The organism is Sulfolobus sp. A20, assembly GCF_001719125.1.
Lineage (GTDB): Archaea > Thermoproteota > Thermoprotei_A > Sulfolobales > Sulfolobaceae > Saccharolobus.
Genome location: NZ_CP017006.1, coordinates 279,680 through 299,406 on the forward strand (window position 1 = coordinate 279,680; position 19,727 = coordinate 299,406).

Genomic DNA, 19,727 nt, shown 5'->3' on the forward strand with positions numbered 1-19,727 from the left:
ATTCAATTCATATCAACCAAATTGTTATCCATACACAAGCTTTCCTCACTTTGTAAAAGTAATTTTCTATCAAGTCTGAATTAAATTATTTTGACAAACTTTTTATGCATTTACATCAGATTAAAATCAGATTAAAACACATGAACAAGACTTTATTGATAATTGGAGTTGTACTAATAGTGCTTGCAATTGTAATATTTTTTATAAGTAGTTATCTTACAGCCTCTTCTATATCCCATTCCTTCCACTTCACTACAATATATTTGACTCCAGGTGAGACTTACAACATTACAATCGATAAGACGTCAATTCTCTTTTACAACACAACTCTTCCTGTAGCCTTTTACGGCTCTTCATTAACAATCCTCACTCGCTCATCTGAAAACGGATGCAATACACTAGTCCTAGAGCCAACGTCCACTCCTGCAGTATTTTACATACATAATAACAACCAAGCGTGTGTGGATAACAATTTCATCCAACCCCATATTCCACCTTATGCCAATAGATTTCGAGTAAATTGTATTGAAGAATATTTTTAGTCATTATTGTGTTTCTTGTTAAGTTCTATCTGAAGTCTATGCTTGCTAGTTTTAGGCTTCTTACTAAGCTTCTCTTGTCAAAAGTTTCAACACCATGTTTTAACCAAGAGAATGCCTTGTAAACTGAGCCTCTATTAGGTTCTCTAATTCGTTTAATGCCAAGTTTATCGCGATCTCTTTAACCTCTTCCATCCCTTTAATAGTCTGCCAGCCCCGAATATGCTTTTACTATTGCTAACTCGTAGTATATGGCTTTTTCCTTCTAAATCATGGGTTTGCAAAGCCTTATACAGGGAAAATAGTTTAACGGTTTTTATAAGGATTTTGCCCACCCTGGTAAGATATTTGCCTATAATGAGGACAAGGAGAGTATGCACAAGTATGTTAATGTAGAAATATACTTACTACTGCTTGATGTGGTTTTGTATTATACATTCTCTTTAACTTCAGCCGTATGGAAAAGTGCATGAGCACACTTATGAATCCTCAAACATACTAACCACTACACACATAAAATCTGTTATAACTGGCTATTATAGGTAGCGTAAGACAATTATAACGTTAGAGAATAAATAAACTAATTATAACGTTAGAGAATAAATAAACTATAGAAAGGAGATCACAATAAGGCCCTCAGCTGGCCTAGGATTTACCGGGCTGTCTAGAATCGGCAGCATAAGGGCTTGCCCGATTGGGAGGCGCGGGCTAAATCCCTCGGACTTTCGCCCTCGGGACTTACACCCCGCCCCCATCAACCCCCTCTTCTAGGGGAGGGCTCTCGCGGGTTAGCCCCGCATGGCCGTCTCTTTTCGGGGAGGGGTTCTCGCTTAGATGCTTTCAGCGATTACCCCTTAGGGCGTGGCTGCCCGGCACTGCCCTACCGGACAACCGGTAAACTAGAGGCCCCGGTACCCTGTTCCTCTCGTACTAGGGGTACCTTCCCCTCAGACGGCCAGCACTCCCCACCCTTAGAGTCCGACCTGTCTCGCGACGGTCTAAACCCAGCTCACGTTCCCCTTTAACGGGCGGGCAGCCCTACCCTTGGGGGCAGCTGCACCCCCAGGGTGGGAAGAGCCGACATCGATGTAGCAAACCGCGGGGTCGATGGGAGCTCTCGCCCGCGACGACCCTGTTATCCCCGGGGTAACTTTTCTGTCATGCCCGGCCCCCACGTGTGGGGGCACGAGCGTTCGCTAGGCCGCGCTTTCGCGTCGAGACCCCGTACTTTGAAGGGTCTCGTCAGGCCAGCTTTTGCCCTTGCACTCTACGGCGGCGTTCTGTACCGCCTGAGCTGACCTTTGGGCTCCCGTGTTACTTTTTCGCGGGAGTGCCGCCCCAGCCGAACCGCCCACCTGACGCTGTTCCCACCCTTTCGGGTAGGTTAGTCCCGCGAGCGCTTATGGGTGGTGTTTCACTTCCGGGTCCCCCATCCCCGAAAGGATGGGCTCGACCCCTCCCACCTACTCTACGCATAAGCGCCCGCAGGACAACGCCAGGCTGCGGTGAAGCTCCACGGGGTCTTCTCTCGGTGTGGGGAGTTGCGGGACTGTGAACCCACTCTGGGCGTTCACGGGGCCCCAGGCTGGGACAGTGGGGACCACGTTGATCCATTCATGCGCGCCGGAACTTACCCGGCAAGGCATTTGGCTACCTTAAGAGGGTCAGAGTTACCCCCGGCCTTCAGTGGGGCTTCGCCCCGTTGTACCGGGGTTTCACCAACCACCAGTGGCCAGGATTTAGCCCCCGTTCACACCCTTTCGGGCTAGCGGGGACCTATGTTTTTATTAAACAGTCAGGTCCCCCTAGTCACTGCGACCTACTGAGGCCGGTTTACGACCTCAGTAGGCACCCCTTCTTCCGAAGGTACAGGGCTAATTTGCCGAGTTCCCTAGCCCGGGTTACCCCCCAGACGCCTTGGGCTTCTCACCCAGGGGCACCAGTGTCGGTTCTCGGTACGGTCCTAGGGGATCGTTCCAGACTCCCTTTTCAAGGGGACCTGGGATCAAGAGAACTCCCCAAAGGGGAGCCCATCACACCTTCGTCCCCTTCTCACCATTACGGCACTCCGGGGACTTCAGTGCTTGGATGGGGCGGTGGCCCCACTCTCCCTACCCAGATCCGTTGGGAGTCTGGCTTGCGTTACCGCACCTACCCCTAGGGCACGGGAATATTAACCCGTTTCCCTTTCGGCAGGTACCTATTAGGCCCTGCCTTAGGACCGGCTCACTCCCGGCTGACGACCATTGCCGGGAAACCCTGGCCCTTCCGGCGAGGGGGATTCTCACCCCCTTTCGCTGTTACTGCCGCCGGGATCTGCACCTGTGGTAGGTCCAGTGGACCTCACGGCCCACCTTCTACCCTACCACAGCGCCCCCCTACCCGATGAGCCTCAATGAGGCTCACCGCTTGGGTCTCGGCAGCCGGCTTAAGCCCCGACCAATCTTCGGGGCCTCCAGCCTCGGCGGGTGAGCTGTTACGCACTCCTTAGAGGATGGCTGCTGCTGGGCCCACCTTCCCGCTGTCTAAGGCTGGAGACGCCCTTCCTGCTGGCACTTAGCCGGCATTTAGGGGCCTTAACCCAAGTCTGGGCTGTTTCCCTTTCGCCACCCAACCTTACGCCGAGTGGCCCACTCCCCCCTTCTTCGGCATCCGCAGGTTCGGAGTTAGACCGGAAGCCCCAGGCTTTCGCCTGGAACCCCCGAGCTGTAACTCTACCCCACGGATTGCCTCCAGGGAGGCTGCGCTAGGACGCATTTCGGGGGGAACTAGCTATCACCGAGCTAGATTGGTCTTTCGCCCCTAGACCGGGGTCAGGGGAACGAATTGCACGTCAGAACCCCTATTCGGCCCTCCAGCGGGGTTTCCCCCGCCTTCGGCCTGCCCCGGCCTAGATCGCCCGGTTTCTAGCCTCACACCAGTGACTCCAGACCCTGACAGATCCCGTCCCTCACCCGGTTTCCCGGGTTGCGGACGTTCGGTTTCCCTACGCCTTCAGGGTTTAATCCCCTTAGGCTCGCCACTGATGTGAGCTCCCCGGCCCGTGTTTCAAGACGAAAGGTAGGACCCTGGTCCTCTTCCCTCGTACTGGGGACTCGCGTCCCTTTCCTTCGGGAAGACTCATCCCTTTTGAGCCCTACCCTACTATGACCAGCCGGTTTCAGGCTCTTTTCACCCCCCTTCCGGGGTGCTTTTCAGCTTTCCCTCACGGTACTTAGTTCGCTATCGGTCTCGGGACGTATTTAGCCTTAGAGGCACGTGTCCCCTAGCTTCCCACCCCCAAACTAGGGGATGGTACTCTGCTCCTAGCCACCCACCACCTACCTTTTGCCTACGGGGCTTTCACCCTCTATGGCCCCCCATTCCAGGGGAGTTCGGCTAGGTAGGACCGGTGGGCTGGCTTTAAACCAAGCTAGGAGCCACAACACCACATCCCCACTGGCTTATCGCCAGCAGGTTTGGTTTGGGCTCTCCCCCTTTCGGTCGCCCCTACTCAGGGGATCTCGGTTGATTTCTCCTCCTCCCCCTACTAAGATGTTTCCGTTCGGGGGGTTCCCGTACCCGAACTCTTAACGAGTCGGGTACGCCCCAAAAGGGGCAGGAGGTCCCATTAGGGGATCCCGGGATCAACGGCTGCATGCGCCTACCCCGGGCATTTCGCCGCTTGCCGCGCCCTTCGTCGGCGCCCGAGCCGAGCCATCCACCGGCTGGCTTGGTGCCCCTGATGCTGCCGATTCTAGACAGCCTTTCGGTCCTAAGCCAGCTTCATTGAGCCTTAAGGGTTAACCTTAAGGCCCTTTGCTCTTAGTTTCCCTCTTGGCCAAGAGGGAAACCGCATTAATAAAGGGAACCAAGGGTTTTATGGACCTCTAGCCCCCTAATTGATGCAGGGGAGCTTAGTGATGTGAGGTGATCCAGCCGCAGGTTCCCCTACGGCTACCTTGTTACGACTTCTCCCCCCTCGCAGGAAAAGGGTTCGACTCCCCACCCGATGGCAAGGAGCCTCACCCTTTTCCTACTCGGGTGGAGCGACGGGCGGTGAGTGCAAGGAGCAGGGACGTATTCACCGCACGTTGTTGACGTGCGGTTACTAGGGATTCCTCGTTCACGAGGGCGAGTTTCAGCCCTCGATCCCAACTGCGGCAGGGTTTAAGGGATTGCCTCCCCCTTTCGGGGTGGGATCCCGTTGTCCCTGCCATTGTAACCCGCGTGCGGCCCAGGGGTTTCGGGGCATGCTGACCTGCCGTGGCCCCCTCCTTCCTCCAGCTTACGCTGGCAGTCCCCCTAGTGTGGATCCGGTCCGGAGACCGGATTACCAACTAGGGGTGGGGGTCTCGCTCGTTGCCTGACTTAACAGGACATTTCACAACACGAGCTGGCGACGGCCATGCACCTCCTCTCCGCGAGTCAGGCAAGGTCGTTAGCCTGGCCGTCATCCTGCGGTCTCCCCTGGTGAGATTCCAGGCGTTGACTCCAATTGAGCCGCAGGTTCCACCCCTTGTGGTGCTCCCCCGCCTATTCCTTTAAGTTTCAGTCTTGCGACCGTACTCCCCAGGCGGCGGGCTTAACGGCTTCCCTGCGGCACCACATGGGCTCTAAGCCCATGTGACACCTAGCCCGCATCGTTTACAGCCGGGACTACAGGGGTATCTAATCCCTTTTGCTGCCCCGGCTTTCGCCCCTCACCGTCGGGCGCGTTCTAGCCAGCCGCTTTCGCCACTGGTGGTCCTCCCGGGATCTGAGGATTTCGCCCCTACTCCGGGAGTACCGCTGGCCTCTCCCGCCCCCTAGCCCGGCAGTATCACCCCCATTTCCCCGGTTGAGCCGGGGTCTTTAAAGGGTGACTTGCCGGGCCGGCTACGGGCGCTTTAGGCCCAGTAAGAGTCCCGACCACTCGCGGGGCTGGTATTACCGCGGCGGCTGACACCAGACTTGCCCCCCGCTTATTCCCCCGCCTTTATAGAGCGGGGAAAAGCCCCCTTACGGGGGCACTCGGGGTAGCGCCCTCACGCTTTCGCGCATTGGGGACGTTTCGCGCCTGGTGCACCCCGTAGGGCCTGGGCCCTTGTCTCAGTGCCCAACTGGGGGCTCCCGCTCTCACGGCCCCTACCCGTTATCGGCTTGGGGGGCCTTTACCCCCCCAACAACCTGATGGGCCGCAGCCCCATCCTGAGGCGCTTATGAGCGGGGACAGCCCATAAGCCTTTCAGCGAGGAACCGTTCCAGGCCTCCTCGCCTATGGGGGATTATCCCCAGTTTCCCGGGGTTATCCCCCTCCTCAGGGTAGGTTAGCCACGTGTTACTCAGCCGTCCGCCACGCCCCCTTCCCGGGAGCGTACGACTCCCATGGCTTATCCCTACCCCGATAGCGGTCGGGTCCGGCAGGATCAACCGGATTTAGGGGGCTAGAGGCTAACCACACCCTTGGTTCCCTTGTCAGAGGTAAGCTTTCCTGAGCTTAAGGAGCTCAGGGGGCTTACCCCTCCATGATAAGCGTTATCTTCCCCGGCGGGAGTGTTTGTCCCGCGGGGGCATCTGCATTATACATATTGTCATGAAATCCCATATAAATCTAACTTCTATATATTCCATCACTAATACGTGCGTTTTAGGATGGTTAATCATTTAAGGTAATTTGTTTTTCTTTGGTCTACTACTTTGTCTAAAAATTTTTTATTAGACTCCCTACTAAGAATTAAATAATTTTAAAATTTTCCCTCATTATACTTTAATATAGAAAAAAATTAAGGAAAAATATTGAAAACTTTCTAAGATGCAATACTTTATCTTTATTCTCTGTTTTTTATAGTTGGAGTAAAAAATCTGGTACTAGAATGAATTTGCTTAATGCTCGTAATGTCATACATTGTAGTAGGAAATATTGCTCGCAAGTTGACGTAATAAACTTTATAATTAAGACTTCATGACGATATTAGGATATTAATTCATTTATTTTAATATAAATTAAAACATTATGAATTAGAGGAGAATAAATTAGTAAGATAAGGACTCATTTTTAGTAAAATTGTTATTTATTTGGTGTAGAGAATATCACTTACAACTAGATTGCTGATGATTTTCCTAAGTTTAAATCCTCACGATGAATCACTCAGAGAGAAGGTCTGAATTATTAAATGACTAAAAACGTAAAGAATAAGCGAGGTGTAATAGTTTATAACTTCTGGGGGAGAATATGTATTCTGGGGGTGAAGTTGTTATTTGATGAAAGACCTAAAACGAGAAGACAAGAGCTATTCGATAGGGATATAGAAATAGAGGAGATAAAGAGTAGCATAAATAGACCTCTCCTAGTAATATCTGGAATCAGAAGAATAGGTAAAACGTCTACACTTTTAGTAGCATTAAACGAGCTAGGAAGAGATTACGTATTAATAGACTGTAGAAAGTTAAAGGAGAATTATGGTAGACAAGATTTGTATAATCTCTTCTCAAGTAGTTTTTCTACAATTATTGATAAGATAAAGGATTTACTCTCAAGGGTGAGAGGGGTAAGCATATTAGGAAATTCAATAGAATTTAGATGGAAAGGTAGAAATTCAGTCTCCTTAGCTGACTTGTTTGATCATCTAAACGAGAAAAAACTAATTATAGCAATAGATGAGTCACAAAAGTTAAGAGGACCATTATCAAATGAGGTAAGGGAAGCGATAGCTCACGCATATGATTATGACAGAAACTTAACCTTTATTTTGACCGGCTCTGAAATTGGCTTACTCTACGATTTTCTAGGCATAGAAGATAGAGAATCTCCGCTTTACGGAAGATACTATTATTCAATAAATCTTGACAGATTTAGGAGGGGGAAAGCAATCGAGTTCTTAAGAAAAGGTTTTGACGAAATATCTATGAAAGTTAATGATGAGATAATAGAGAAATTAGTAGAATTCTTTGACGGAATACCGGGTTGGCTTACCTTTGGGGCTAACAGATTTTTAGAGGGGAGAAAGATAGAAGAAGTAAGAGATATTGCAATTAATGTAGCCTTAAATGAGTTAGAGAACTTAATAGGAGCTAAGAGAAGGGTGTCGGAGATAGCAGGTAGAAGATATAAAAACACGTTAAAGTGCTTAGCATTGGGAGAGAATAGTTGGAGCAAATTACTCAATTGCTTGCAAAGAGCTGAAGGAAGCACTATATCTAGTAGTGTAATGGACAACATAATAACTAATCTAGAGAAAAGTAGTATAATAAAGGATTACGAATTCTTAGATCCAATATATAAGGAGGCAAGCAAAAAATTAAACTGAGTATGAAAATCACTTCTCATAAACCTCTAAAGAAGTCAGTATACTGCACGTAGTATGTGCTTAAAGTGAATATATAACGGAATGAATTTTCCTAATAAAGCTTTATGGTGGTAAAAACGTAAGTGTGTGAAGATACTGTAGTTATTAAGGTTAAGACGTTAAGGAGGAGTAAACAAAACCAGAGCTTTAAAAAGTAACTTGTCTATAACGTTAAGTGGCTGACCTCCTCCTACTAAAAGGCTAAGTTTGCCGTTCTTTTTATCATTTTTTACACGAATATCTACGCTTGTGAAACAAGAATTAAGAAGATTAATGAGCAATCTCATGAATTTATTGGAAAGTTACTGTCAATAGACTTCCCTAAGATTAAAACTCATTTTATACTTCGTTAACACTTAGAGTTACATGGGTATAAAAATCAGTCTCTACCAACTTATGAACTAATTTTCTTAAATTTACAATATACACACTTTGTAGCTTATTATATGCCTTCAAAAGTGTGCTAAATATTAAGTATAAAGTTGAATAAAACGTATTTTTCTGAAGTTCATCAACACTTAAGATAAACCATTTTAATAAGCTTGTATGCAGTTTCATATTGCGTTCCACTTCTAGGTTATGCTGATTACTCCAATGATTCCACCTATGAAAATTAGCGCTACAGTTAAGAAGTAAATAGACATTCTAAGTCTCGAGTATGCGTGTTCTTTCATGATGTTCTTATTCGAGACAAGTATTCCTAAGATTGTTGCAATAACTGTGAAAACTATAGGAGCTAAAGTCAAAAGGGTTGTGGCGAACTGTAAGACCTCAGAATAGTTGTAGCTATACAAATAAACTACTATGATAGCTGGAATTGACTCTAAAGAGTATATTTTCAGCAAATTTCTTATGTGATTGTCCTTTCCTAGAGCCTCTAATACGCCCCAAGCACTACTTAATGATACTACTATTAGAGCTAGGAAACCGGCACTTAATATGAGTATCCCAAAGATCATAGGCAGGACGCTGAAGATTGATCTTAAGACGGATGAAAGTTGAAAAGTGTTAGTTGGATCTACGTTGTTTAATCCAGTTCCTATCGCCTCGGCGAAGACGATTACTAGTTCGGTGCTTATTGCACCTAATGCTGTTTCTCTAGTTATCCATGATAGTTTGTATTTAACTGTTATCTCGTTTATTCTGTTATATTTTAACGATGTAGCAGAGGATTGGTAAATTAACATGCAAGGTGGAGTCACTACTGCACCTATGTTAATTGCTAAATATGTTAGAAAATTGTTTGAAGTAGATATATATGCTGAAAAGTGTAGTTGAGGAGATTTTGGGATTATAGCTACAATAGACGACAATATTAGCAAAAACGAGATGAATATTAGTGTCTTCTCTGTTTTCTCATAATTTTTAGTTATTATGACGAGAAGATGGAGGATGAAGAATGTTATCAAGCCTATGAATGGGGGAATTCCTATTAGGTAACTCCCTAAAGCTATTCCAATGTATTCGCTAATGTAAGTAAAAACGTCTATGGAAAATATGGGAAAGGTAGCTAGTATTGCGATTTTTTTGGAGTAGTGAGTTCTAATTATCTCTCCTAAACTTTTACCAGTAATTGCTGATACTCTTCCTGCAGCTTCTTGGACGATGAATAGAGGAAGTGCGAGGAGTAGGACAAACCACACGAGACCTAAACCATATTGTTTTCCCGTAATTAGACCTCCTATTATGCTAGCAGCATCTGCATCAGCAAGTAATGCTATCCATGCAGGACCAAATAGTCGTGCGACTTCCCTTCTACTCATGAGATAACCCTTCTTGTTAAGTTTTATAACACAAATATATAAAATACGGGAATATTAGAGTAAAAAGAAATTAAAAAATTTTTTACTCGAATTTAGACTTTCTGGATTGAGGACCTTCACCAGGATATGATCTTCTGAAGTGTCCCGATGGTCTAGCGTAAAGTAGTTCTAGGAACCATGCCTCATGTTCGATCTCTTCTTGCAGTATTCTTTGGGCTAAGTCGTAAGTCCTAGGATCTTTGCCATACGTCATGTCGCATACTTCTTTCCAAGTTCTTATTGCACACTGTTCAGCTTCTAATAATACTTTTAAAATCTCTTTTGGATCTTTCCAGTTCTGTGGCAAATAAGCATCTGCACAAGCTGAAATGTCTGCTACTTCCCTTATATCTCTAGGAAGAGATCCACCTAACTCATATATCCTTTGTGTCATTAGTTCGAAGTGAAGTCTATCTTCAAGTCTTGCATCTTCGGCTATTTCCTTTAGTCCCTCACCCTCTATTCCAGTCAGATGCATCCTTAGTATAGTATAGTAATAGTAGGTTGTGAATTCAGCTGCTGTGGCTTTAACTAACTTATCTATTAATTTTTTCACATCTAACCCAGATTTTTCTAGGATTTCTACTCCAACTGGTTTTATTTCGTTTTGACTCATTTGTTTTTCGCCTATTAAATAGATTCTAGTACTAGATTATAAAGCTTTCTAATTAAAAGTTACTTTAAATTAGGAGTTAGTTCAAATGAACTGCTGTTACCACACAGTGTGAGGGAAAATTAAAGTTAATTTTAAATAAGATACTATCTTAGTTAAAAGTTAGTCTAAGTAGAAGGTGAATATAGTTTGATAATATGCACTGGACTGCGTGAGATACAAGAAGGTAAAATGGAGACTATTGAAATAGGAGGAAAAGATTTGATAATCACAAATATAAGGGGAAAGCTTAAGTGTTTTTCAAGGTGGTGTCCACATAAAGGTGGGGATCTGGCTTACGGTGATATTATTGGAGATAATCAGATTAGATGCTATCTTCACGGTTACGTTTATGATCTGAATTCAGGGAAACCAGTGATGATACCTTACGTTAATGATTATGGGAAATGGAAGGAGACGTCTAACTTGGAAATATATGATGTAATTATAAAGGCGGGTGAAATTTGTGTGGAAATTATATAAAAACGTAAAAAGATCCTTATCTTTTCTTCATTACTAAATACACGCTAAATAGGATTACTACGAAGATCACTATAATTATTATCATTAAATTATCGGTAGAATAACTACCTTTAGGTGTTTCAGCGTTTGCAACTTTAAAGAAGAGTGGAGGGCTATAGTTTCCTTTATCCATTAACTTGTACAACATTTGATACGCTGTGTAGTTATTATTTATAGTTGCTATGTACCCGTAATGTACTGGATATTGCAATTGTAGAGGATAACTCCAGTTCTCTGGAGTTAATATTATTGGTTTTCTTGGCGTTTGAGAGAAATTAAACGCTTCAAGTATCGCTTTTGGACCAAACTCATTCACGATAGGGTTTAGATATGGCAATCGCCAGTTATAGTCTATGAAGGCTAGAATGGAGTAGCCAGAGGATGTATAATTGTCTATGAACCCTTCTTTGGCATATGGGGATATTACTATTAATGGTATTCTTTGCCCTAATATGAAGTAATTAGGCATTTGGGGTAGAGTATCAAATTGTGCTAAACCATTAACTATAGGAGGCGGGACTTGATCAAAATAACCTCCGCCTTCATCGAAGGTTATGAAGATTGCCGTCGAATTCCAATTAGGTCCTTCCATTATAGAATTTATTACCGTAGTTAAAGCTAACATAGCTAAGGTAGTATTATATGGTGGATGCATGTCGTAGCCTGGTATATGAGTATCGTATCCAGCTGGTCCGGTAAACATCACAAATGAGACAGATGGTAATTTGCCCTCCTTAGCTTGTTGTATAAAAGACGTTAAATCAAAATAATGATCGTTAAGCTCGTTTGCTCCCTTAAATAAGCTTAGTGGTAGGGGTGCTGTATTGTTATAACCTAAATATAGATCTGGACTGAGTATTTGAAAGTCTGGGGAGTATCCATACTCATACCATCCCCAGCTAATGTTGTACTGCGACAGTTGGTATACTATTGTTTCGTTTAACGGTAGTTCATTGAACTGTGGCGAGTCGTTATTCACAAATGTTGGGAATCCGGTAATGTAAGCTACTCTATTAGGTACTGTTACTGATAATTCTGGGCTAAAGTAATTGTCAAATAATACGTATTGTTCAGCGTAATCCCATAAAACTGGCGCTTGTTGATAAGAGATGTATGCTAATGATTGTGTACCAGACCCGTTAATGAAGCCATCCATTTTTCCGTAATTCCAATCGGTGAAGTAATTGTTGTTACCTTCAACTGGATCTATGAGAACGGTGGTATTAGCGTAATATGGATGAAGGATTTCGCCTTTATATGGGAAGGAAATCCAGGTTATATTACCCTTAGTTTGTTGAAGAAGTTGAAGTAAGGATAGATTATAGATGTAATTTACGGGTCTCATGAGGGACAAGGTTATATTGTTCACTATTGGAGGGTATCCAAAAGGATAAGTTCCAAATATGCTGTCAAAGGCGTGGTTTTCCAGAATTATTATTACTACATGTTTTATTGGAGTCTGTGTTATCATATTAGAGGACGTTGTGGGAAGACTAGTTATAACTGAAATAAAAATGGGTATTAGAAGTAAGAAAAATAGTCCACGGAGTTTTCTAGCTTTTCCACTTTCCATGTGATGTGTATTTGTAACCAATTTTTAAGGCTTTTGTATATAAAAAATGAAAAATATATAGTACTATAGATTAATCTTAAGGGTATGTGGGGATTCTGACAGCTTAACTAGGCTAATTTAGAGGCTTTTCCATGTCATTTCAGAGGTAAATAATCTTCATTTAATATCTTTCAATTAACTTAATAGTCCTCTCAAAAGCTTGTTTTGCTTTCTCAGCAATATCAGACGGGACTCTAACTGGATATATTTCTTCCTCTAATGATCTCTTTATCTTATCAATAGTTATCATAGCCATATAAGGACATCTAGCACATGCACATGCTTCAGTAGTAACTATTGGATAGAATTTTTTGTCCGGCACTTGTAGTTGTAAAGCGTTTATCATGCCTATTTCTGTGGCAACTATGAACTCCTTATTTGAACTATTCTTTGCAAACTCAATCATTTGATTAGTAGAGCCTACAAAATCTGCTGCTTGTAAAATCTCTAACGGGGACTCTGGATGTGCGATTAACAACGCGTTAGGATACTTCTTTCTAGCCAATTCTACTAATTGTCTTGTGTAATTTGCGTGAACTATGCATCTGCCGTTTGGTGGAACTATTATTAAGTTTTTGCCAGTCTTAGTTTTTACGTATTTAGCTAAGTTAGCGTCTGGACCAAAGATTATTTTATCTGCGTTAAGCTTCTTTACTACTTTTATTGCAGTTGATGAGGTTACGATATAATCAGCTAGGGCTTTAGCATATATGCTAGTGTTAATGTATAGTACGACGGGAGCATCTGGATATTCCTTTTTATATTTTTCTAATGTCTTTACATCTAATGAGTCTGATAAGGAACAGCCTGCATTAAGATCTGGAGATAGTACTAGTTTGTCCGGATTCAATGCTGCAGCTTGTTCCGCCATAAAATAAACGCCAGCAAATACTATTATGCTTGCATTTGTATTCATAGCCTTTTTAGCTAAGTCGTAAGAGTCCCCAGTGAAGTCTGAGACTAATTGTACTGAGTAGTCCATATAATTGTGACCTAATATTATTGCGTTCTTTTCTTTTTTTAATATTTTAATCTTATTTATTAATTCTTCTAACCTAGCCATGTTCTCCGAACATGTGTTCTTTACTAGAACAGCTATAAAAACTTTTTTCATAAAATAACTTTTTATATTATCGAACACATGTTCGATATATGATCTACATTTTCGGAACTGGGATTGCGGGTTTGTCTGCGGGAATAAGTTTGAAGAGAAGTGGCTATAACGTTACGATAATTTCTAAGAAGATAGATGGGGGATCAACTTATTGGGCTAAGGGAGGGATAGCTGTGAGTTTAGGTGAAAACGATTCTCCAGAAATTCACGCTAAGGATACTATACTTGTAGGGGATGGAATGTGTGACATTAAGGCAGTAAATTACGTTACTACTGAGGTTCGTCACGCTGTAAGAACCTTAAAGGATTGGGGGTTTAATTTTGACGAAGATTTAAGGTTAGAAGGAGGTCATTCTAGGAGGAGAGTGATTCATAAAACTGATGAGACCGGTAGGGAGATTTTCAGCTTTTTACATAATTTGGCAATTAAGGATAAGATTAATATTGTAGAAGATAGGCTGTTAGCCCTAAAGGTTATGGATGGGGTTGTGAGGGGTTTTGTCACTGAGAAGAGGGGTTCTGTTGACCTTTATGATGATTCTAAGGTTATTCTAGCTACTGGAGGTTATGCGTACTTATTCACGTATACTTCTAATCCGGCAACTAGTGTGGGAGATGGTATAGCAATTGGCTTTAGAGCTGGGGCGTTGGTTTCGGACATGGAGTTTATCCAGTTTCATCCTACAGTTACTGTGAATCATTTCCTATTGACTGAAACGCTTAGAGGTGAGGGAGCAATTATATATAACGATAAGGGGCAGAGATTTGCTTTTAACTACCACGAGAAGGGTGAGCTAGCCCCTAGGGATGTTTTGGCTAGGGCTATATACAACGAGTATTTAATGGGAAATAAGGTTTTCATGGATTTATCAAAGATAAGGGATCTAGAGTATAAATTCCCTGCAGTTATTAAGTTTTTGAGAGAGAATAATATAGATAAGAGTAAAGTCCCCGTCTTTCCTGGAGCGCATTTCACAATTGGTGGTTTGAGGGTAAATATTAGAGGTGAGACCAATATTAAGAATTTGTATGCGATAGGTGAAGTTTCAGATAGTGGTCTTCATGGAGCAAATAGGTTAGCTAGTAATTCTTTAGCTGAGGGACTAGTTTTTGGGATCAATATGCCTAGATACATTGATAAATGGGAGGGTAATAATGAAATTAGTGATGGTGAAGTATATTATGTTAGATTGATTAAAAGTGGGAAGAGTTTGGGATTAGATGAGATAAGAAAAATTAATTGGGAATATTTGGGAGTGTTCAGAGATGGGGAAGGGTTGAAGAAGGCTTTAGAAATATATGAGGCAATAGATAATTCTTCGATTACTCAAGAGGCTAATGCAAGTTTAGTTTCATTGTTAAGTGTTAAAGCTGCTTTGTTGAGAGAAGAGAGTAGGGGAAGTCACTATAGAACGGATTTTCCAAAAAGGAGAGATATCTGGAGAAGAAGAATATACTTTAAGGTGAAAGACAATGATTGAGCAGGTATATATTAAAAGACTTTTAGAATATTTAGAAGAGGATGTATTACCAGAAGACATAACTTCGTCAGCCTTAGAGGGAATAAAGGCTAAAGGTGTTGTGAGAGTTAAGGAAAGGGGAGTTTTGGCAGGAAATAGGTTCATAGTACCTTTCCTTAATTTTTTAGGATTTAACGTATTAAATTACAAGAAAGATGGCGAAGAGATCTATAGCAATCAAATAGTCTTAGAATTTTCTGGAGACGCTGATAAATTGTTGAGCATTGAAAGGTTAGCATTAAATATTCTGAGTAGACTTTCTGGCATAGCAACTATAACTAATGTGATGGTTAAAAAGGCTAGAGAAGTGAATCCTAACGTTAGAATTGCTGGAACTAGAAAGACTACACCAGGATTTAGGATATTTGAGAAATATGCTATTCAAGTTGGAGGAGGAGATCCTCATAGATATAATTTGAATGATGCTGTTTTAATAAAGGATAATCATATTACGCTTTACGGGAATCTTGAAGAACTTATACAGAAAATAAAGAGAAGTGTAAGTTTTACAAAGAAGATCGAGGTTGAAGTTTCATCATTTGAAAACGCAATCAAGGCTTATAAAGCTGGCGCTGATGCTATTCTTTTAGACAATATGAAACCTTATGAGATAATTCCCATTGTTAATGAACTTAAAGGTAAAGTAATTTTAGAAGCGTCTGGAGGAATTAATTTGGATAATATAGTAGATTACGCCAAGAGTGGAGTTGATGTAATTTCTAGCGGTTATATCACGCATAGTTACAAATCAATTGACTTATCTTTGGATGTTGAAAGGATTTGGGGAAAATCTTAAAAAAGTTCCATAAGTAGGTAGACCCATGTTATCTTATAAGGTTTGTAATGGTACTTTTGATGATTGTGTAAAGAAAGTTAAAGAGGTTATTTCCAAGCTAGGATTGGAGATATTTGGTATAGTTGATCACGCTAATAACGCTAGGAGAGTAGGTCTTAATTTAGATCCGACAGTTGTAATATATTTCGGTAATCCTAGAGTAGGAACATTGTTAATGCAAATTAATAGAGAAATCGCATATGAATTACCATTAAGGATACTTGTTTGGGAAAGTAATGGTGTTAATTACGTGGGCTATAAGAAACCTAGCCGAATTGCTGAAGAGTACGGTTTATCTAATAACGAAATCGCTCTTAAAATAGATGCTGTAATGGAGAATATTATTTCATCCATTTAACTTGTTAATAGTTTCTATCAGTTCATCTATTACGTTTCTAACAGCCATTAATGGTTTTTCATGAGATTTGAGAAAACTTATACCCTTGTCTGTTATGTAATATCTCTTTACAGTCTGTCCTTTGCTATTTTTTAACTCCTCATATTTTATTAACTGTTTTCTTGCCATATACTTTAGCAATACATATATAGATCCATCTGGTAATTCATAATTTAACTTACTATTTATAATTTTTTCCAATTCATAACCATTTTTAGGTCCATCGTTTAATGACTTTAAGATATACAACGTTATTACTCCCCTTAATATACGCTCAGTTCTTTTTCGCATAAAACCATTAGATATTTACGGATAAAAAGTTTATCCAAACAGAGGAACTTTACCTCTCCTCGGGGGTTTTGGTATAAGTGGGATGATTACAGCTGAAAATATTCCGATCAAGCTAGTAATTTCAGTAGCATAGATTAGGCTAGTTATTTGGGATAAGGAACCTACAATTATAGGTCCTATTACGCCTCCACCTGTAACTCCTAAACCCCAGACCAATGAATTGGCAAAACCAGTTGAGTTCCTTGGCACGAAATCTCCTACTAACGAGAGCATTAATGGGAAAGAGCTGAAGGTGAAAAGACCAAAAATCGATAGCAACGCTATATTGGGGAACCTTAAGAACAGTATAAAAGCTATTACCGCACCTGCAGTTGAAATGCCGTAGATTAGCCTCCTTCCCACCTTATCAGATAATAAGCCTAATATTGGTTGTCCTATAATTGCAGCTGATAACGCTATACTTATTGCTTCCCCTAAATTTGCTGTATAAGTATAATTAAAGTTTTCAACCAGTAACGTAGGCAGGAATTGTGAGATGCCTTGTGTAAATACGCTCCTTAGAAACGCTGAAATTGTTAGAAGTGTTATAGCCATCATTGGAGCCTTAGTTTGGGTAGGAGTTAGTGTGTCTTCCCCTTTCTTGCCTTCTAAATTGACATTTATTACCAGAGAGGGAATTGAAGCTAATATTGAAACTATACCTAAGACTACAGAGTCTAAGAACATGTTTTTATGAAGTAAGGCAAAAATCACTAGTGTTAATGTAGGGTATAATGCTCTTCCTACGCTACCCATCGATCCATTAATCCCTAAAGCGATACCTGCATTTCCCTTATATGTTACTGACAACATTGCTGCACCTAAAGGATGATAGAAGGTAGAGGCTAAACCGGTAACAGCTACGGAAAATATTATGAATGGTAAGGAATCTAAACTAATAGAATAACCAAACAGAATTAACCCTATACCCCACAACAATATTCCTAGCCCCATAGCTTTAGAGTAAGAGTTTGTCTTGTCAACTATTCTAGTAACTAATGGTGATGTTAATGCTGATATACCGAAGAATATTCCTCCTAATATCCCTACTAAAAACTTTGAAACGCCTAAGTACTCTATCAAAAAAGTGAATGATACTGGCAAGAACCAAGAGTTGCCATCGTTTATGAAGTGAGATATTGAAGTTAATGTGAGTATCTTGTATTTCATAGGATATAGTAACTTATCTATCCCTAAAAAATTTATCTATCAAGTTAAGCTACTTATAGTTCATATTTTAAATATTAGCTATCTTAACTAACATCTTGTAAACTTCGGCGTTACTCCAAGCTTGAGCTATACAACCTCTTGGCCTATAAGGGGGTATGTCTTCAAAAATCTCTGGTATAAAACCTTGATTATCTAATGCATAATTAATCAGTGGTCTAAATTGCTCAAATAATAACTTAATTTCTATGGGATTTTTTTCAACTCTAACTTTAGCATCAATGTATTGCCCTAAAAGCCAAGGCCATATGGGTCCATTATGATATGCTCTATCCCTACTCCATCTATCCCCCTTATAAACTGGAATGTAATTTGGGTCATCCCTAGCTAAAGTACTTAACCCATACGGCCTTAATAATTTATTTTCTATCAGTGATAATATTTCTTTAAAGTAGCTATCATTTTCATTTATTACTGGAAACGGTAAGGATATTGCAAATATTTGATTAGGTCTTATACTCAAGTTGGGTTTAAAGTCCCAGTCTATATAGTCATAAAGACCTTTATCTGCTTTGAATTTCTCTATGAATGATTTCTTTATTTTCTCCGCTTTCTCGCTTAAATCATCTGCTCTTTCATCTAGTTCCCTCGAGAAGAATTCAGCTATCTTTATAGCATTATACCAAAGCGCGTTAATCTCTACAGCAGCCCCCTCCCTAGGAGTTACTATTACGGTATCATATGAAGCATCCATCCATGTTCTAGGGGCACCTCTATGGAAAATCAAACCATCTACGTTATAAACTATTCCATTACCTTTACTATACCAATCTATTATCTCTAGAACCTTAGGATAAACCTTCTGAAGGAAGGTCTTATCTTTGGAGTATATATAAGTTTTATATATTGCGTTTACCGCTAAGAGAGATATATCAACTCCTTTATACACTGGTTCACTGTTATAACTGATGAAGTGATTAGGTAACATTCCCTTATCCATTAATTCTAGATAACGAAGTATGATGTTCTCTGCTATCTCATATAGTTTATCGAGTAGTAGTAAGCCCTCTAAAGATACGAAAGTATCCCTGCCCCACTCATCAAACCAATGATAACCTGCTATTATATGCCAACCGTCTTTGCTCTTTATTACGAAATCTTTTCCTGCGTCTGATAGAAGAGCTAGGATATCATGAGAATCCTCAGAGGTTTCATCAGTTATAGCATGAAACTTAGGGGGTTGACCTATATATGCGTTAACGGTAATAGAATTAGATAGAGAAATAATACAAAATGGATTATAGAGGTCTTCTACATGATTATTTCCTAACTCTTGATCTTTCTTATAAAGAAAATTATAGTACCAAAAGTTTGTATTTAATAATTCGTATTTTCCTTCTATTTCAAAGTTTAATATCTTCTTCCCTTCAAGGTATATATGTATATGATTAGAAGGAGTCGTATCATAAGTGAAGAAGGTATTAGGTGATTTCCTAGCTAAGTGATGACTTCTGAATGTTATAAATGGACATATTTTGATCTTTCCTTTCGTTACCGTGTATTTGACTGTTATTGCATCATAGCCTTTGTGAACTAAAAGTGTCTTCTTAACTTCAGAGTAACCAAAGTTATATACCCAAGTTACACTTTTACGTCCTTTTTCAAATTTTTCAAGATATTTATATCCTTGGGGATAATAAGTATCAGGTAGGTAATGGTTAGTAGTGAGAGGGTACTCTTCATTATTTAATATTATAAAATCTTCAAACTTAGATAAGACTAAATACCTTAAATGCGGAGGATTCAATGGCACTATTAGATACCCATGATAAGTCCTAGCATTAATTCCACATGGAGTAGATGAAGAATAACCACCAGTTCTAGTAGGTATTATCCACTCTCTCTCCTCGCACTGTTCTACTGTAAACAT

At 41.3% G+C, this 19,727-nt stretch carries 13 protein-coding genes and 2 rRNA genes; 6 read left to right on the forward strand and 9 right to left on the reverse strand.

What is annotated here, in order from left to right; all coding sequences use genetic code 11:
* The first annotated feature begins 140 nt into the window (after window positions 1–140).
* Entirely contained in the window at window positions 141–542 is a 402-nt protein-coding gene (locus BFU36_RS13765; protein ID WP_156770050.1) for a hypothetical protein, read from the forward strand.
* 673 nt (window positions 543–1,215) lie between these two features.
* On the opposite strand, the gene BFU36_RS01395 is transcribed toward BFU36_RS13765, so the two are convergent.
* Both BFU36_RS01395 and BFU36_RS01400 read right to left on the reverse strand, forming a co-directional pair.
* Window positions 1,216–4,267: ribosomal RNA gene (locus BFU36_RS01395) — 23S ribosomal RNA — on the reverse strand.
* A 176-nt stretch (window positions 4,268–4,443) separates the two neighbouring features.
* Window positions 4,444–5,937 (reverse strand): 16S ribosomal RNA (locus BFU36_RS01400).
* The 16S and 23S rRNA genes sit together here, the layout of an rRNA operon.
* Window positions 5,938–6,673: 736 nt before the next feature.
* Here BFU36_RS01400 and BFU36_RS01405 point away from each other — a divergent pair.
* Window positions 6,674–7,807: an ATP-binding protein gene (locus BFU36_RS01405; protein WP_231961210.1), complete on the forward strand. Its 1,134-nt coding sequence runs from the start codon at window positions 6,674–6,676 to the stop codon at window positions 7,805–7,807.
* Between the two features lie 611 nt (window positions 7,808–8,418).
* Here the strand turns inward: BFU36_RS01405 and BFU36_RS01415 are convergent.
* Both BFU36_RS01415 and dps read right to left on the reverse strand, forming a co-directional pair.
* Window positions 8,419–9,609: an NRAMP family divalent metal transporter gene (locus BFU36_RS01415; protein WP_069281638.1), complete on the reverse strand. Its 1,191-nt coding sequence runs from the start codon at window positions 9,607–9,609 to the stop codon at window positions 8,419–8,421.
* An 82-nt stretch (window positions 9,610–9,691) separates the two neighbouring features.
* Complete coding sequence (gene dps, locus BFU36_RS01420) at window positions 9,692–10,264, reverse strand: DNA protection during starvation protein (protein ID WP_069281640.1); 573 nt, start codon at window positions 10,262–10,264, stop codon at window positions 9,692–9,694.
* A gap of 186 nt (window positions 10,265–10,450) precedes the next feature.
* On the opposite strand from dps, the gene BFU36_RS01425 reads away from it, so the two are divergent.
* Window positions 10,451–10,783 carry a Rieske (2Fe-2S) protein gene (locus BFU36_RS01425; protein WP_069281643.1) on the forward strand — a complete coding sequence of 111 codons (333 nt, stop codon included), beginning with the start codon at window positions 10,451–10,453 and terminating at the stop codon, window positions 10,781–10,783.
* Between the two features lie 16 nt (window positions 10,784–10,799).
* On the opposite strand, the gene BFU36_RS01430 is transcribed toward BFU36_RS01425, so the two are convergent.
* Together BFU36_RS01430 and nadA are read right to left on the reverse strand one after the other, a co-directional pair.
* Window positions 10,800–12,395 carry an alkaline phosphatase family protein gene (locus BFU36_RS01430; RefSeq protein WP_069281645.1) on the reverse strand — a complete coding sequence of 532 codons (1,596 nt, stop codon included), beginning with the start codon at window positions 12,393–12,395 and terminating at the stop codon, window positions 10,800–10,802.
* Between the two features lie 160 nt (window positions 12,396–12,555).
* A complete protein-coding gene (nadA, locus tag BFU36_RS01435; protein ID WP_069284530.1) occupies window positions 12,556–13,497 on the reverse strand; it encodes a quinolinate synthase NadA in 942 nt (313 codons plus the stop codon).
* An 89-nt stretch (window positions 13,498–13,586) separates the two neighbouring features.
* Here nadA and nadB point away from each other — a divergent pair, with 89 nt between their 5' ends.
* Genes nadB through BFU36_RS01450 form a run of 3 tightly spaced genes read left to right on the forward strand, consistent with a single transcriptional unit; the run spans window position 13,587 to window position 16,261 of the window.
* Window positions 13,587–15,029 carry an L-aspartate oxidase gene (gene nadB, locus BFU36_RS01440; protein WP_069281647.1) on the forward strand — a complete coding sequence of 481 codons (1,443 nt, stop codon included), beginning with the start codon at window positions 13,587–13,589 and terminating at the stop codon, window positions 15,027–15,029.
* Window positions 15,022–15,864 carry a carboxylating nicotinate-nucleotide diphosphorylase gene (gene nadC, locus BFU36_RS01445; protein ID WP_069281649.1) on the forward strand — a complete coding sequence of 281 codons (843 nt, stop codon included), beginning with the start codon at window positions 15,022–15,024 and terminating at the stop codon, window positions 15,862–15,864. The genes nadB and nadC overlap by 8 nt, the downstream gene beginning before the upstream one ends.
* 25 nt (window positions 15,865–15,889) lie before the next feature.
* Complete coding sequence (locus BFU36_RS01450; RefSeq protein ID WP_069281651.1) at window positions 15,890–16,261, forward strand: DUF302 domain-containing protein; 372 nt, start codon at window positions 15,890–15,892, stop codon at window positions 16,259–16,261.
* Here the strand turns inward: BFU36_RS01450 and BFU36_RS01455 are convergent.
* The 3 genes from BFU36_RS01455 to BFU36_RS01465 all read right to left on the reverse strand — a co-directional run bounded on the left by BFU36_RS01455 (window position 16,250) and on the right by BFU36_RS01465 (window position 19,727).
* Window positions 16,250–16,591, reverse strand: a complete 342-nt coding sequence (locus BFU36_RS01455; RefSeq protein ID WP_069281653.1) for a PadR family transcriptional regulator — start codon at window positions 16,589–16,591, stop codon at window positions 16,250–16,252. The genes BFU36_RS01450 and BFU36_RS01455 overlap by 12 nt on opposite strands.
* A 30-nt stretch (window positions 16,592–16,621) precedes the next feature.
* Window positions 16,622–17,800: an MFS transporter gene (locus BFU36_RS01460; protein ID WP_069281655.1), complete on the reverse strand. Its 1,179-nt coding sequence runs from the start codon at window positions 17,798–17,800 to the stop codon at window positions 16,622–16,624.
* 67 nt (window positions 17,801–17,867) lie between these two features.
* Window positions 17,868–19,727, reverse strand: coding sequence for an amylo-alpha-1,6-glucosidase (locus tag BFU36_RS01465; RefSeq protein ID WP_069281657.1), 1,860 nt, complete (start codon window positions 19,725–19,727; stop codon window positions 17,868–17,870).